The organism is Lysobacter sp., from assembly GCA_013141175.1.
In the GTDB taxonomy this organism is placed as follows: Bacteria; Pseudomonadota; Gammaproteobacteria; order Xanthomonadales; family Xanthomonadaceae; genus Lysobacter_I.
In genome coordinates, this window is the sequence record JABFRN010000001.1 from 2,376,995 (window position 1) to 2,391,769 (window position 14,775).

The following is a 14,775-nucleotide window of genomic DNA, read 5'->3' on the forward strand; positions in this document are numbered from 1 at the left end:
CGACGAACCGTCCGTGGGATCAAGCGCGGTCGTCGTCGGCGGGGTATCGGCAGACGATACCGCAGGCCGTCAGGAGCGCTACACGCGGGCGGATCGGTTGCAATTCATGCGCGCTTGGGGAAGGCTGCAGTCGTGTCCGCCCGAAGCATGCAACCGGTGGCGGACGATGGGGGACATGCCGCATGAGGGCGGCTGCTGATGGATGATCTTGCTGGAATCCTGATCCTGCTGGGCCTTGCGGTTCTCACGGTGCCCCTGCTGTTGGTGATGGCGTTGATCAAGATCGGCAACGCGAAACTCAGGATCGACGCGCTCGAACGCGACGTGCAGCGCCTGCAGGCGCGGGTCCTCAATGTCGAATCCTCGCGTGCCGCGCCGGCGGCACCGAAACCTGCCGAAGCGCAGGAAAGCGCGTTCCAACCTCCGCCCCGTGCGCAGCCCGCCGCCGCATCGCCGCCGCCGACGCGCATCGATGCGCCGGAATCGCCACTCGATGCGCCGATCTCCGGTCGCGCCCGTTTCGACGTGCCGGAGTCTCCGCTGCCGGAGACGCCACGCCCCGAATCCGTCTCCGCAGCGGGCATGCCGCCGCCGCTGCCGTCCGAGCGCGCAGTGCCTGCCGCCGCCGCGACACAGGCGCCGCCGCGTCCGCAGCGCCCGCCGCCTGCGCCGCCGGCCGACCCTTTCGCACCGATCATCGACGGTGTCCGCCGCTGGTTCACCGAAGGCAATGTGCCGGTGAAGATCGGCATGCTGGTGTTGCTGGCCGGTGTCGCCGCGCTGTTGAAATACGCCAGCGACCAGCATTGGCTCGTGGTGCCGATCGAATTGCGTCTGGCCGGGATTGCGGCGGCGGCCATCGGCGGACTGGTGTTCGCATGGAAACAACGCGACACGCGGCGGTCGTTCTCGCTGTCGCTGCAGGGCGGCGCCATCGGCGTGTTGATGCTGGTGACCTTCGCGGCCTTCAAGCTGTATCACCTGATGCCTGCAGGCGCCGCATTCGGTATCACCATCGCGCTGGTCGCCGGGCTCGGTGTGCTCGCCGTGCTGCAGAACGCATTGGCGCTGGCGGTGTTCGGCATCCTCGCCGGCTTCCTCGCGCCGATCTGGCTGTCCACCGGCAGCGGCAATCACGTCGCGCTCTTCAGCTATTACGCGGTGTTGAATCTCGGCATCTTCGGCATCGCATGGGCGCAGTCGAAAGGGCAGGGCCCGTGGCGGCTGCTCAATCTGCTCGGCTTCGTCTTCACCTTCGGTATCGGCACGCTTTGGGGCGTGCTGCAGTACAAGCCGGAGAAATTCGCGACCACCGAACCCTTCCTGCTGCTGTTCTTCGCGCTGTATCTGCTGATCCCGATCTTCTACGCGCGCGGTCGGAGCAATCGCGACGAGAATGCGCATGGGCTGGTCGACGGCACGCTGGTGTTCGGCACGCCGCTGGTCGCGTTCTCGCTGCAGGCGGGCCTGCTGCATGGCGGCGTGTTCGGCGACAGCCGCATGCCGCTGGCGCTGTCGGCACTCGGTGCGGCTGCGATCTACGCGCTGTTGGCGGCATTCCTGCGCGGGCGCGGACGTTTCTCGTCGCTGGTCGACAGCTATGCGGTGCTCGCGGTCGGTTTCTCGACGCTGTCGGTGCCGCTGGCGCTGTCGGCGCGCGCGACCGCCAGCGTGTTCGCGCTGGAAGGCGCCGCGCTGGTGTGGCTGGGCGTGCGTCAGGAGCGTCGTTTGCCGCAGATTTCCGGCCTGCTGCTGCAGTTCGGTGCGGCGCTGGCGTTCGTGCTGGGCATCGGAGGCATCAGCAGCGGGTTCTCGCCGACGGGTGCGATGGTGGATACGCCGATCGCCAATCCCGCCTTCATGGCGGCGCTGCTGATTGCATTGGCCGGTTTCGCCACTGCCTGGACCTATCGCAAGACGCTCGACAACGGTCTGGTCGGCCTGTTCACGCTCTGGGCCTTCGGCTGGTGGACCTTCGCCGGTCTGAACGAGATCGGCGAGTACATGCCGTACCGGTATCGCGTCGACGCGATGTTCGCCTTCATGACGCTCACCGCCTGGGTCGCGGCGGAACTGCGCCGTCGTTTCGACGACATGGCGCTGCTGGGTGGCCTCGCCGCGATGGCGCTGCTGCTGGGCGTGCCGTTCGCGATGGCGCAATCGGCCGAACATGCGTATCCGTTCCGAGAATGGGGCACGGCGGCCTGGGTGGTGTACGCGGCGCTCGGTTGGCGCGCGCTGGTCTGCCTGCGCGACACCGGCACGGGAGTGCGTCTGTTCGCGCACGGCGGGTGGTTCTGGTCGTGGGTCGTCGCGCTGGCGCTGGCGGCGTTCCATCTGGTGTATCGCAGCGAGGCGGACTTCGCCGATGCGGCCGTGGTCGTGCAGACGATGGGCGATGGTTGGCGGATGCTGGCGCTGGGACTGCCGGTCTTCGTGTTCGCCGCGCTGCTGCAGTTGCGGCCGGCGTTGCTGGCGCCGCCGCTGGCGCGCGGTTTCGAGGATTACCGCAAGCTGCTGTCGGCCTCGGCGTGGGTGGTGCTGGCGATGTTCTGGCTGCTGTCGCTGTTCTTCCCGGGCGACAGTGCGCCGTTGCCGTGGGTGAGCGTGCTCAATCCGCTGGAATTGCTGCAGGTGGCGGTGCTCGCACTGTTGGCGCAGCGCGCGTGGGCCGGTCGCGGAACGCAGGCGCCCCGCATCGGTGCAACGAACATCGGCGTGCCGCTGTTCGCGCTGGCCGCCTTCGCCTGGATCACGTTCGCCACCCTGCGCGCGACCCACCAGTGGGGCCACGCAACGTGGTCGCCATCGATGCTCGACGACTACATCGTGCAGACCGCGTTGACGGTGGTCTGGAGCGTGCTGGGCGTACTCGGCTGGATCTTCGGTTCGAAGCGCGGCGATCGCCTGCTCTGGGGCGCGGGCGCGGTGCTGATGGGCGTGGTGCTGCTGAAGCTGCTGCTGATCGATCGCAGCCATCTGGGCAATCTGTTCGGCATTGTTTCTTTCATTGCGTACGGTCTGCTGTGTACGGCCGTGGGGTATTTCGCCCCGGCACCGCCGCGGCGCGCGGCATCTGCGGAGGTTTCGGCATGAATCGCACACACGGCACCCTCTCGAAGTTCGCGGTCGTGTTCGGATCCGCGCTGAGCGTCGCGTTCGCGGCCTCCGCAGCGCAACCCGAGGCGTCGTCCGCGAGCGGCGACTACGCTTATCGTTGGCCGCTGAACGCGGAGGGTCAGAACGCGGCGTGGCAGTTCGAGCTGACGCCGGAGGTCTACGCCGCGCTGATCGATCCCGGGCTCGGCGATTTCGATGTCGTCAACGCCGACGGCCAATCGGTGCCGGTGGCGCGGCTGACGGTCGATCCGACCGCGCTGCCGGGCGTCGCCCAGGTGGCGCTGCCGGTGTTCGCGCTGCCACGCATCGATGGCGATGGCGGTCGCGACGATCTCTCGCTGCGGCTGGAACGCGACATGGACGGCCGTCTGCGCATGCTGCAGGCCGATGTGACTTCGGCGCCAGCGCAGGCCCGGATCGACTACGTGATGGACGCGGACATCAGCCGCGATCCGAAGCGGCCATCGACGGTGGATCGTCTCGATCTGAACTGGCCCGAGGGCGGCGATGTGAATGCGCGCTTCGCGGTGGAAGGCAGCGAAGATCTACGGCAGTGGCAGACATTGGTGGATGCCGCGGCCGTGGTGTCGCTGCGCCGTGGCGGTGCGCTGCTGCAGCGGCGGGATATCCCGCTGCCGACGACCGCGCTGCGCTACCTGCGCCTGCGTCAGCTCGATGGCGACCCGGTGCCCGGTCTGCAGGTCACCGCGCGACGCACCCGCGCCGGCGTGTCGTCGCCACAATGGAAGCGGCTGCGCGCCGATTTCGTCGACAGCGGTCGCGACGAGATCGGCAAGGATCATGTCTATCGCTACCGGTTGCCGGCCAAGCTGCCGGTCGGCCGGATCGACGTCACGCTCGGTACCGACAATGGCACCGCCGAAGTGATCGTCGATGTGCAGAACGGCTCGCCGGGCAGCGAAATCTGGACACCCATCGGGCGCACGCTGCTGTTCCGGCTGCAGCAGGATGGCGTACGGATCGACAACGAGGATTACGTGCTGACATCGGCGCTCGCCGCGCGCGAATGGCGCCTGCGCAGCCCGATCGAACTGGTGCCGTCGCCGACCGTGGAGATGGCGTATCTGCCGGATCGCTTCGTGTTTCTCGCCCAGGGCCGTGGCCCGTATGCATTGGTCGCGGGCAGCCGCAACGCGCGGCGGACATCGCTGCCGGTCGAGCAGGCGCTGGCGCCGCTGCGCACCCGACTCGGCAAGGACTGGACGCCGCCGGTCGCGACGCTCGGCCCGCGCGGTGCCGCCGCCGGAACGGCCGCCTACGCCAAGCAGGCGAAACCGACCGACTGGCGCAGCTGGCTGTTGTGGGGGTTCCTGATCGTCGGTGCCGCGATCGTCGGCGGCTTCGCGCTGAGCCTGCTGCGACAGAAGCCCGCTGCCGAATCCTGATCGGATGCGGTGTTCGGGATGATCTTTCGTCATCACCGTACGCCTGCTTCCTTCCAGCCGTGTCATCCCGAATCCCGGCTTGTCCGGGAGAGGGATCTGTTTTTGCTTGTCAGGGAGAAAAGCACAAGCAGGTCCCTCCGCCCGCTGCGCGGTCGTTCGGGATGACAATGCGGGGGTTGCGAGGTTATTCGCGGCACCAGGTTTTTTCATTCATCGCTCATGCCGCCATTGCCCGTCAGGAAGCGAGCACAGACAATGCAGGTCTGTTTTTCAGGAGCCCCGCATGACCATCGTCCGCATGTCCGATCTCGACCTCGCCGGCAAGCGCGTGTTGATCCGCCAGGATCTCAACGTGCCCGTCGCCGACGGCAACATCACTTCAGACCAGCGCATCGTCGCTTCGCTGCCCACGCTGAAACTCGCGCTGGAACGCGGCGCGGCGGTGATGGTGATGTCGCATCTCGGCCGGCCGAAGGAAGGCGTGTGGAGCGACGCCGATTCGCTGGCGCCGGTCGCGAAGCGGCTGGGTGCACTGCTCGGCCGCGACGTGCCGCTGGTGAAGGATTGGGTCGATGGCGTCGACGTCGCGCCCGGCCAGCTGGTGCTGCTCGAAAACTGCCGCATGAATGTCGGCGAGGGCAAGGACGACGAAGCGCTCTCGCAGAAGTACGCCGCGCTGTGCGATGTGTTCGTGATGGATGCCTTCGGCACCGCGCATCGCGCGCAGGCGTCCACCCACGGCGTCATCAGGTTCGCGAAGCAGGCCGCGGGCGGACCGCTGCTGATGGCCGAACTCGATGCGCTGGCGAAGGCGCTGGAACACCCGGCGCGCCCGCTGCTGGCCATCGTCGCCGGCAGCAAGGTCAGCACCAAGCTCGAGCTGCTGTCGTCGCTGGTCTCGAAAGTCGACCAGCTGATCGTCGGCGGCGGCATCGCCAACACCTTCATCGCCGCGATGGGCTACGGCGTGGGCAAGTCGCTGGTCGAGATGGACCTGCTCGACACCGCACGCCAGATCATTGCCGACGCCAAAGCGCGCGGCGCCGATATTCCGATTCCCAGCGATGTCGTGGTCGCGTCCGCCTTCGCCGCCGATGCGACGGCCACGGTCAAGCCCGTCGATGCGGTCACTGCCGACGACATGATCCTCGACATCGGTCCCGACACCGCCGCGCGCTATGCCGCGCTGATCAAGAGTGCCGGCACCGTTGTGTGGAACGGCCCGGTCGGCGTGTTCGAGTTCGACGCCTTCGGCAAGGGCACCGAAACGCTGGCGCATGCGATCGCCGACAGCAGCGCGTTCTCGATCGCCGGTGGCGGCGACACGCTGGCGGCGGTGGACAAATACGGCATCGAGAATGAAGTGTCGTACATCTCCACCGGCGGCGGCGCGTTCCTCGAGTTCCTCGAAGGCAAGACCTTGCCGGCGGTGGCGGCGTTGCATGCGCGGGCGGAATGATCCCCCGGTATCTGTCATCCCGAGCGCATGCGAGGGACCTGTTTTCGAGTCGCCGATGCATCCATGAAAAACGGGTCCCTCCCCGGGCTTCGCCCGCGTTCGGGATGACAGGTTTTTTTCTTTCGCCTGGGCGATATCCCCGAATGCGAACCCTCTTCTTCGACCTCGACGGCACCCTGATCGACTCCGCCGTCGGCATCACCCGCTGCGTGGCCTATTCGCTGGAACGCATGGGCCATCCCGGGCTACCGCAACAGACATTGCGCGGCTGGATCGGCCCGGCGCTGCGCGTGAGTTACGCCGCGCTGTTCGACAGCGCCGCCGATATCGAACGCGCGGTCGACCTGTATCGCGAGCGGTTCGAGGCCGAAGGTTGGCGCGAGCATGCCATCTACGACGGCATCGGCGATGCGGTGGAAGCGGCGCACGCCGCCGGTTACCGGCTTGCGGTGGTCACCGCCAAGAACGAACCCCATGCGCGCAGGATCGTGGGCACATTGCCGTTCGGCCACCGTTTCGAGGACATCATCGGCGCGACCCCCGACGGTCGCCTCAGCCACAAGCCCGAATTGATCGCCGAGGCGCTGGCGCGGCTCGCGCTGCCGCCGGAGCGCTGCACGATGATCGGCGACCGCCATCTCGATATCGAAGGCGCGATGCACCACGGCATGCGCGGGATCGGCGTGCTCTGGGGGTTCGGCAGCGAGGACGAGCTGCGTGAGGCCGGCGCGTACGCGCTGGTACGGACGCCGCAGGCGCTGTCGGCGCTGCTGTTGGACGCATGAGCGTCCTTGTGCCGCGATGCCTGCGATTGTGATCGTTTACAGCGGCACGACCGTCTGAAACGGCATGGCGGCATGTTACGGTTGGGCGATCAGGAGATCGATATGACCCAGCAAAGCATGACCCCGCAAAGCCCGACGCAAAAGACCCCGACCGAACAACGCCGCCGCACCAAGATCCTCGCCACCCTCGGCCCCGCCACCGACGCCCCGGGCGTCCTCGATGCGCTGCTGCGCGCGGGCGTCGACGTGGTCCGGCTCAATTTCTCGCACGGCGATCCGGCCGCGCAGATCGCCCGCGCCGAAGCGGTGCGCGCGGCTGCGGAGCGCGTCGGCACCGAGGTCGGCATCCTCGCCGATCTGCCCGGTCCGAAGATCCGCATCGAGAAGTTCGTCAACGACAAGGTCCAGCTGCGCGCCGGCGAGCGCTTCGATCTGATCGCCAGCGAAGACGCACCGCTCGGCGACCAGCATCAGGTCGGCGTGAGCTATCTCGGCCTGCCCGGCGATGTCCTCCCAGGCGACACCCTGTTGCTCGACGATGGCGTGGTGCAGCTGCAGGTCACTGCGGTCGAAGGCCAGCGCATCATCACCACCGTGCTCAACGACAGTGAACTGTCGAACCGCAAGGGCCTCAACAAACTCGGCGGCGGCCTGTCGCTGGGCGCGCTGACCGAGCGCGACTGCGAGTTGATCCAGGTCGCCGCGCAGCTCAATGCGGATTTCATCGCCGTCAGTTTCTGCCGCAACGCCGCCGACATGAACGAAGCCCGCCGCGTCGCGCGCGCCGCCGGCAGTTCCGCCGCGCTGGTCGCCAAGGTCGAACGCGCAGAAGCCATCGAGAATCTTGTCGAGATCGTCGACGCCAGCGACGTGGTGATGGTCGCGCGCGGCGATCTGGGCGTGGAAATCGGCGATGCCGAATTGCCGGGCCTGCAGAAGAAGATCATCCGCGTGGCACTGGAACGCGACAAGGTGGTGATCACCGCCACGCAGATGCTGCAGTCGATGGTCAGCAGCCCGATTCCGACGCGCGCCGAAGTGCTGGACGTCGCCAACGCGGTCATCGACGGCACCGACGCGGTGATGCTGTCGCAGGAAAGCGCCGCCGGCATGTACCCGATCAAGGCCGTCGAAGCGCTGGTGCGCATCTGCCTGGGCGCCGAACGCCAGTTCGAGCACGACACCGATTTCGAAGCCGCCCCGCGCAACCTGCAGCGCGCCGACCAGGCCATCGCGATGACCGCGATGTTCCTCACCGAACACATCGGCGTCGGCGCGATCGTGGCGATGACCGAATCCGGCGGCACCGCCCGCTTCCTCTCGCGTTTCCGTGGCAAAGCCCCGATCTTCGCCTTCGCCCGCGACCCCGGCGCCCGCCGCCGCATGGCGATGATGCGCGACGTCTTCCCGATGGACTACGACAGCCGCGGCCAGACCCCGCGTCAGGCCGCGCGCGGCAGCATCCGCAAACTCGTCGAAGCCAACCTGCTCAAAGCCGGCGACCGCGTGGTCTTCACCAGCGGCGAGCATATGGAAACCCACGGCGCCACCAATACGCTGCGGTTGCTGCAGGTGGGCGAGGATGGGACTGCGGAGGGGTTGGGGGAGTTGTAACGCGTAGGGTGGACCCTTGGCCCATCATTGCTCCAGTCACAGTGAGAGCATGCATCGCGTGGAGTCTGGAATGAAGTAGTCGGCTTGAATTCCATGAGCGGTGGGCCAAGGCCCACCCTACATTCTTCGGAACTGTTGAAACGAGTTGTCATTGCGCGAATGAATGCTCCTGCCACCACCCTCCGCGAAGCCACCGAAGCCGATGTCGAAGCGTTGCATCGGCTGATCGTCGCCATCGCCGAGCATCACGATCAGCGTCAATACGTCTTCGTCACCGTCGAGGATCTGCGCCGCGATGGCTTCGGGACCGTACCGAAGTTCGGCGCGGTGCTGGCCGAGGTCGATGGCGCGCTGGTCGGCTATGCGTCGTACACCTGGAACTATGCGATCTGGCTCGGATCGGCGTACATGAACATCGACGATGTGTATGTGTCCGCGTCGCATCGCGGACTGGGCATCGGCGAGGCCCTGATGCATCGATTGCAGCAGGTGTGCGCAGCGCGCGGCCTGCACCGGATGAAGTGGGAAGTCGAGCCCGACAACATCGCTGCGATCCGTTTCTACGAACGGTTGGGCGCCAGGATGCGTGCCAAGGGCCTCTTCTACTGGGAAGCCTGATCGCGCCCCGCCTGGGGCGTAGATTGCCCGCCACCGAATCGCTCAGCGCCGAATTCATGAATACCTATTTCATCGCCGCCGCCGTCCTCGCCTTCGTCGTGGGCCTCGCCCATTCGGTGCTCGGCGAGATCATGATCTTCCGCCGCATGCGCAAGCCCGGGCAGGTGATTCCGACCGATGGCGGTGGGATCCTGCTCGGCTCGAACGTCCGCATCCTGTGGGCGAGCTGGCATGTGCTGACGGCGTTCGGCTGGGGCATGGCCGCGATCCTCGTCTGGATGTCGCGATCGGCCTCCGGCAGCACCGATCATGCGGTCATCGCGCATGCGATCGAGATGTCGATGCTGATCGGTTCGGTGCTCGTGCTGGTCGCGACCAGGGGTCGGCATCCAGGTTGGATCGGTCTGCTCGGCGTGGCGGTGCTGGTCTGGCTCGGGCGGACGATGTGAGGCCGATGTGGATGCAGCAATGAGGGCGTGCCAATGAAGATCGTCGATATTCCCTTCGGCATCACCGACTGGTCGGCGATCGAACGCACCGAACATCCGGGCGATACCGGCATCGCGTATTGGCGCACGCAGCGCTTCGGCGAGATCCGCGTGCGGATGGTCGAGTATTCGCCCGGCTATCTCGCCGATCACTGGTGCGGGAAGGGACACGTGCTGCTGTGTCTGGAAGGCGAATTGCGCACCGAACTGGCGGACGGGCGCGTGTTCACGCTGAGCGCAGGGATGAGCTACCAGGTCGCCGACGGCGCCGAGCCGCATCGTTCGTCCACTGGGCGCGGCGCCAAACTCTTCATCGTCGATTGACGCTTCGGATGCATTCCATCTGAGCGTGGTGCCATGGCGGCAGTGCAGCAGGCATGCCGCAGCGAAAATGCAGTGCGCGATGATGGCTGAAGATGCCTGGGAACTTGCATCGGAGTTGCAGGCCGAAGCGCGCGCAGACTCAATCCGTGAGACGGCGGAAGCATAGACTGTCTATCGCGTTCGATGCGCGCCCTGTCTACGCAACAGTATCGTTTTACTCCACTCCGCGATGGTGTCGGCGACACCTTGCGGATCGCGATTGCGCGCATCCATCCCTACGGGTTCGATAGCGCAGCCGCGATGTTGACTCAGGCAATGCCCGTACATATTTCGATCGCGCGCTTGTTCCAACACCCCTCAGCCAAGGAGTTCTGCATGAAAAAATACGCCCTCGCCTTCGCCGCCGCGATGCTCTTCGCCGGATCCGCTTCCGCCGCGACATGGCAGTCGCTCGGTCGCGTCAATGCGCTCACCGCGATGCCCGATCTTCAGCAGTGCGAACAGCGCATCGTCAATCGCTACTGGAGTTCGCAGCCTGCCTATTATCCGAGCAGCATCCACAACTACGGCCCGAACAACATCCAGTTCGTGTTCGATGCCGATCTGCGCTCGCTGCGGACCCTGACCAGCAATGCGCCGGCCAATTCGCGCTTCAAGACGGCGATCGACAGCTACAACGCGCAGGCCGGTGCGAAGAGCATCCACGGCGCGGTGTCGGTGGGCCAATATCCGCGCGTGTCGATCGAAGTCTCCTATGTCGACGCGCAGGGCCTGACCCAGGGGCTGGGTTACGGCGTGGTGCCGGCCGAACTGCAGTACTACGAACTGCAACAGCTCTGCCCGCTGTGATCGCAGGGTAGGTTGCATCGCTTCGACTACGGCAGGGTCCGCGAAAGCGGGCCCTGCCGTCTTGCAGGCGCTTGCGATGGCCGGGATCGTGTCGCGAATGCCCTCGTTTCGCCAGCTGCGCCTCTGGTGGCTGCATTCGATTTCACAGGAAGGCCGGAACCGGCGCTTTCGACACTTAAGTCATTGATCCGGAATAAAGTTCAAGGGTTGCCGAGCGCGTATAATGGCCAACTTTCCAGCCGCCCATCAGGACCCCCCATGAGCATCGAACAGCTTGCCGATATCGCCCGCGCCATGGTCGCGCCGGGCAAGGGCATCATCGCCATCGACGAATCCAACGCCACCATCGCCAAGCGCTTCGAAGGCGTGGGCATCCCCAACAGCGAAGAAAACCGCCGCGCCTACCGCGAGCTGCTGCTGACCACGCCGAATCTCGGCGAGCACATTTCCGGCGCGATCCTGTTCGACGAAACCATCCGCCAGTCCACCAGGGACGGCGTGCCGTTCACCAAGGTGATGATGGACAACGGCATCATCCCCGGCATCAAGGTCGACAAGGGTACGCACGCACTGGCCGGTTTCCCGGGTGAAGTCGTCACCGAAGGCCTCGACGGCCTGCGCGACCGCCTCAAGGAATATGCGGCATTGGGCGCCCGTTTCGCCAAGTGGCGCGCGGTGATCAACATCGGCGAGGACATTCCGTCCGGCACCTGCATCGAAGCCAATTCGCACGCATTGGCGCGCTACGCCGCGCTGTGCCAGGAATGCGGCCTGGTGCCGATGGTGGAGCCGGAAGTGCTGATGGACGGCGACCACGATATCGAGACCTGCTACGAAGTCACCGAAGTCACTTTGCGTTCGCTGTTCGACGCGCTGTACCAGCAGAACGTGATGCTGGAAGGCACCATCCTCAAAGCCTCGATGGTGATCTCGGGCAAGGGTTGCGAAGAACAGGCATCGGTCGAGGAAGTCGCCGAGAGCACCCTGATCTGCCTGAAGTCGACCGTGCCGGCGATCCTGCCGGGCATCGTGTTCCTGTCCGGTGGCCAGAGCGACGAGGATGCCACCGCGCATCTCAACGCGATGAATCAGCTTGGCCCGAACCCGTGGCCGCTGTCGTTCTCCTACGGTCGTGCGATGCAGACGGCCGCGCTGAAGATCTGGTCGCAGGATCTGGTCAACAACGTCGCCAAGGCGCAGGAAACCGTGTTCGCACGCGCCCGCGACAACGGGTTGGCGGCGCTGGGCCAGTTCAAGGGCTGAGTGGGCGCATGGACCGGTGTCCACGGCCGACCGCCTTGACCGCATTCGTTTCGGGATTGCCGGTTCCTCTCACCTCATACACGAAAGGGTCTTCGACCATGTCGCATACGCTCCGTCCGCAACGTCATCGCCGGCGCATCGGCGCAAGCGCATTCCTGTCAGGCGCGTCCCTGTTCGTGGCGTGTGCGGCATCGCTCCCGTCAACCGCGCTGGCCGGGGATGCGATCCGCACGATTCCGATCAGGAATGGAGAAGTGCAGATCGAACGGCAAAACCATGCGTACGTGCATGGGGAAGCCGGCAGGCTCCGTGAGCACGGCGCGATCGATATGGTCATGATCGTGGATGCTTCCGGGGCAACGGTTTCGGAATCGGCGTGCAGCCATGTGTCGGGCAGCTACGACACATATCACGCGTTCTTCCGTACGCTGGCGCAAGCGGTCAAAGCCGATGACGTCGAACGGTTGTCGTCATTGGTCCGTTATCCGCTGCAGGTGAACCAGGGCAACGGCAAGCGTCCGCTCGTCATCGCGAACGCAACCGCATTCCGGGAAAAATATGCGCGCATTTTCGACCGGAAGACGCGCACTGCGATTCTCGAAGCGGAACCCGCCGAGGTGTTCTGCAAACAAGGATCGGCGATGATCGGCCACGGGATTGTCTGGGCGAGCGGGCAGGCCGGTCGCGTGGCGCTCAGCGTGGTCAATCCGGGCGCACCGTAGCCGCTCGCGGATATCCCACGACGTTCCCTGCGGTCACCGCGACGACTCCCGAATGCCGGTCCAGTGCCGGCGTTCGCCGTTCGGGGATGTCGATTTCCGACGCGGTCTTTATCGCCTGCCCGGGTTTTCGATGCGGAGCGCTCAGCCGGGTGCGGATACCGTCGCTTTCGAGCTCTTCGCGGCCATGTTGCGGTCCAGCGCGTCCAGGCCGATGTCCGACAGCGTTTTCAATGCGGTGAACAGCACCAGCAGGCCGGTGCCTCCGCCGAGCCCGCTGCCGAAGATGATGCCCAGATGCATCGGCAGCACGCGCAGATACGGCGTGAACATCAATTGCCCGAGGTTCGGCTTGCCGCGCAGATCGGAGGCATGCTGCGCGGCATAGGTCGCGCGCTGCGACAGCACGAACGACACGCCGCAGGCGATCAGCACCAACATGTTCCACAGGCCGGACACGCGGTGTTGGCCGAGCAGGAAGACCAGATAGCCGACGTGGAAGAAACCGTAGTGGAGGGTGAAGAAATTGGCGGTCGAACGCTTGCCCGCTTCGTTTTCGGGAACCCGCTGGCGGTTCGAGGTGAAGCCCTCGGTGCTGAACTGCGCGAGTTCGAGCATGCGCTTGCGCGCGTACCAGCCGATGATGATGCTTTGGATCCAGTACGGCCACAGCAGCCATGCCGGTGCCCAGTGGAAAACCAACGCTGCGATCAGCGTCGCGCCATTGGCGAGGATCAGGGTGCGGGCGGATGTGCGGGGCGGTGAAGACATGTGGGCTCCAGCGGCGAAACGCAGTGTTGCCGAACGAGGGCAGGCATAGGCCAAAGGTCACGATTGAATGCGAATCGCACGCTTCACTGGCGGTTTTCGTGCGGAATGCGGCCTGCGATGCGCACCGATTGTGCCGGCTTCGCAGGCCTGCCGCTACAATCGCCGCAGACCGTTTTGTCGGGCCCCGCAATGCTTCGTGCCACCTCGCGTTTCAATGATCCGTCTTCCGATCCGCGTCCTGCATCGCGTGGCCGGTCGCAGCATGCGTTCGGGATGTTCGCCGCAGGCGCGCTGTCGCTCGGGCTCGCGGCCTGCGGCAGCGGCGACAAACCCGGCGGCCCCGGCGGTGCCGGGCAGGGCGGCGATCGCCCGACGCCGGTCACCACCATGCGCATCCAGCCCGAGACCTTCGCCGACAGCGTCACCGCCATCGGCACGGTGAAGGCGCGCGAATCGGTGACGGTGACCGCGAAGGTCAGCGAGATCGTGCAGACGGTGCATTTCGACAGCGGCCAGGAGGTGCGCGTGGGCGATGCGCTGATCACGCTGTCCGACCGCCAGCAGCAGGCATCGCTGGCCGAAGCGCAGGCTGCCGCCGATGAGGCCGAGCGCTTGTATCGCCGCCAGAACGAACTGGCGCAACAGCAATTGATCGCGCGTGCGCAGCTCGACAACCAGCGCGCCGCGCGCGACGCCGCGCAGGCGCGGGTCGCGCAGATACGCGCGCAATTGGCCGACCGTGTGATCCGCGCGCCGTTCTCCGGCGTGCTCGGTCTGCGCCAGGTCAGTCCCGGTGCGCTGGTGACGCCCGGCGTCGCCATCGCCACGCTCGACGATCTGTCGCGCGTCTATGTCGATTTTCCGCTGCCCGAAGCGCAGCTCTCGCGCGTTGCCGTGGGCCGGCGCATCAACGGCCGTGCGACCGCCTACCCGGATCGCGCGTTCGATGGCGCGGTGACCACCATCGACGCGCGCCTCGACCCGGCGACCCGCGCCGTGCAGGTGCGCGCCGACTTCGCGAACGGCGAGCGCCTGCTGCGCCCGGGCATGCTGATGACGGTGGAAGTGCCCGGTGTCGAACGCCAGGCGCTGCTGCTGCCGGAGATTGCCGTCACCCAGGTCGGGCGCGACAGTTTCGTGTTCCGCGCAAAGCCCGACGACAGCGTGGAGCAGGTCAAAGTGACCGTCGCCGCGCGCCGCGGCGGCAAGGTCGAGATCGCCGAGGGTCTCGCCACCGGTGATCGCATCGTGGTCGAAGGCACCGGCAAACTGCGCGCCGGCGGCAAGATCAGCGAGGGCGGCCCGGCCGCGAAGGACGCCGTATCGCCCGCGCAGCCGGCGGCACCGGCGAAGGGTTGA

At 66.1% G+C, this 14,775-nt stretch carries 13 protein-coding genes; 12 read left to right on the plus strand and 1 reads right to left on the minus strand.

From position 1 onward, the window contains the following. The first annotated feature begins 198 nt into the window (after positions 1-198). From HOP03_10445 to HOP03_10495, 11 genes are all read left to right on the plus strand, one after another. Positions 199-3,096 (plus strand): DUF2339 domain-containing protein, encoded by a 2,898-nt coding sequence (locus tag HOP03_10445; GenBank protein ID NOT88593.1) that lies wholly within the window; start codon positions 199-201, stop codon positions 3,094-3,096. After that, positions 3,093-4,526 (plus strand): DUF3999 family protein, encoded by a 1,434-nt coding sequence (locus tag HOP03_10450; protein ID NOT88594.1) that lies wholly within the window; start codon positions 3,093-3,095, stop codon positions 4,524-4,526. Before HOP03_10445 ends, HOP03_10450 begins: the two co-directional genes overlap by 4 nt. Before the next feature lie 283 nt (positions 4,527-4,809). Continuing rightward, entirely contained in the window at positions 4,810-5,985 is a 1,176-nt protein-coding gene (locus HOP03_10455) for a phosphoglycerate kinase (GenBank protein ID NOT88595.1), read from the plus strand. A gap of 143 nt (positions 5,986-6,128) precedes the next feature. Then, positions 6,129-6,770 (plus strand): HAD hydrolase-like protein, encoded by a 642-nt coding sequence (locus HOP03_10460; GenBank protein NOT88596.1) that lies wholly within the window; start codon positions 6,129-6,131, stop codon positions 6,768-6,770. A 117-nt stretch (positions 6,771-6,887) separates the two neighbouring features. Further along, positions 6,888-8,384, plus strand: a complete 1,497-nt coding sequence (pyk, locus tag HOP03_10465) for a pyruvate kinase (GenBank protein ID NOT88597.1) — start codon at positions 6,888-6,890, stop codon at positions 8,382-8,384. Positions 8,385-8,543: 159 nt separating this feature from the next. Further along, positions 8,544-9,002 (plus strand): GNAT family N-acetyltransferase, encoded by a 459-nt coding sequence (locus HOP03_10470; protein ID NOT88598.1) that lies wholly within the window; start codon positions 8,544-8,546, stop codon positions 9,000-9,002. A gap of 56 nt (positions 9,003-9,058) precedes the next feature. Beyond that, complete coding sequence (locus HOP03_10475) at positions 9,059-9,451, plus strand: hypothetical protein (protein NOT88599.1); 393 nt, start codon at positions 9,059-9,061, stop codon at positions 9,449-9,451. A gap of 33 nt (positions 9,452-9,484) precedes the next feature. Further along, positions 9,485-9,814, plus strand: a complete 330-nt coding sequence (locus tag HOP03_10480) for a DHCW motif cupin fold protein (GenBank protein ID NOT88600.1) — start codon at positions 9,485-9,487, stop codon at positions 9,812-9,814. A gap of 375 nt (positions 9,815-10,189) precedes the next feature. Beyond that, entirely contained in the window at positions 10,190-10,663 is a 474-nt protein-coding gene (locus HOP03_10485) for a hypothetical protein (protein ID NOT88601.1), read from the plus strand. Between the two features lie 258 nt (positions 10,664-10,921). Beyond that, on the plus strand, positions 10,922-11,926 hold the full coding sequence (locus tag HOP03_10490; protein ID NOT88602.1) for a fructose-bisphosphate aldolase class I: 1,005 nt from the start codon (positions 10,922-10,924) through the stop codon (positions 11,924-11,926). 98 nt (positions 11,927-12,024) lie between these two features. After that, positions 12,025-12,648, plus strand: coding sequence for a hypothetical protein (locus HOP03_10495; protein ID NOT88603.1), 624 nt, complete (start codon positions 12,025-12,027; stop codon positions 12,646-12,648). A 141-nt stretch (positions 12,649-12,789) separates the two neighbouring features. On the opposite strand, the gene HOP03_10500 is transcribed toward HOP03_10495, so the two are convergent. Then, the gene (locus tag HOP03_10500) at positions 12,790-13,416 is read right to left on the minus strand and encodes a hypothetical protein (protein NOT88604.1); all 627 of its coding nucleotides are present in this window, start codon (positions 13,414-13,416) and stop codon (positions 12,790-12,792) included. A gap of 273 nt (positions 13,417-13,689) precedes the next feature. On the opposite strand from HOP03_10500, the gene HOP03_10505 reads away from it, so the two are divergent. Beyond that, a complete protein-coding gene (locus HOP03_10505; GenBank protein NOT88605.1) occupies positions 13,690-14,775 on the plus strand; it encodes an efflux RND transporter periplasmic adaptor subunit in 1,086 nt (361 codons plus the stop codon).

Excerpts from the sequence above, each read along its gene's own strand:
- HOP03_10445 (NOT88593.1), top strand. The coding sequence starts at position 199 with ATGGATGATCTTGCTGGAATCCTGATCCTGCTGGGCCTTGCGGTTCTC.
- HOP03_10450 (NOT88594.1), top strand. The coding sequence starts at position 3,093 with ATGAATCGCACACACGGCACCCTCTCGAAGTTCGCGGTCGTGTTCGGA.
- HOP03_10455 (NOT88595.1), top strand. The coding sequence starts at position 4,810 with ATGACCATCGTCCGCATGTCCGATCTCGACCTCGCCGGCAAGCGCGTG.
- HOP03_10460 (NOT88596.1), top strand. The coding sequence starts at position 6,129 with ATGCGAACCCTCTTCTTCGACCTCGACGGCACCCTGATCGACTCCGCC.
- pyk (NOT88597.1), top strand. The coding sequence starts at position 6,888 with ATGACCCCGCAAAGCCCGACGCAAAAGACCCCGACCGAACAACGCCGC.
- HOP03_10470 (NOT88598.1), top strand. The coding sequence starts at position 8,544 with ATGAATGCTCCTGCCACCACCCTCCGCGAAGCCACCGAAGCCGATGTC.
- HOP03_10475 (NOT88599.1), top strand. The coding sequence starts at position 9,059 with ATGAATACCTATTTCATCGCCGCCGCCGTCCTCGCCTTCGTCGTGGGC.
- HOP03_10480 (NOT88600.1), top strand. The coding sequence starts at position 9,485 with ATGAAGATCGTCGATATTCCCTTCGGCATCACCGACTGGTCGGCGATC.
- HOP03_10485 (NOT88601.1), top strand. The coding sequence starts at position 10,190 with ATGAAAAAATACGCCCTCGCCTTCGCCGCCGCGATGCTCTTCGCCGGA.
- HOP03_10490 (NOT88602.1), top strand. The coding sequence starts at position 10,922 with ATGAGCATCGAACAGCTTGCCGATATCGCCCGCGCCATGGTCGCGCCG.
- HOP03_10495 (NOT88603.1), top strand. The coding sequence starts at position 12,025 with ATGTCGCATACGCTCCGTCCGCAACGTCATCGCCGGCGCATCGGCGCA.
- HOP03_10500 (NOT88604.1), bottom strand. The coding sequence starts at position 13,416 with ATGTCTTCACCGCCCCGCACATCCGCCCGCACCCTGATCCTCGCCAAT.
- HOP03_10505 (NOT88605.1), top strand. The coding sequence starts at position 13,690 with ATGTTCGCCGCAGGCGCGCTGTCGCTCGGGCTCGCGGCCTGCGGCAGC.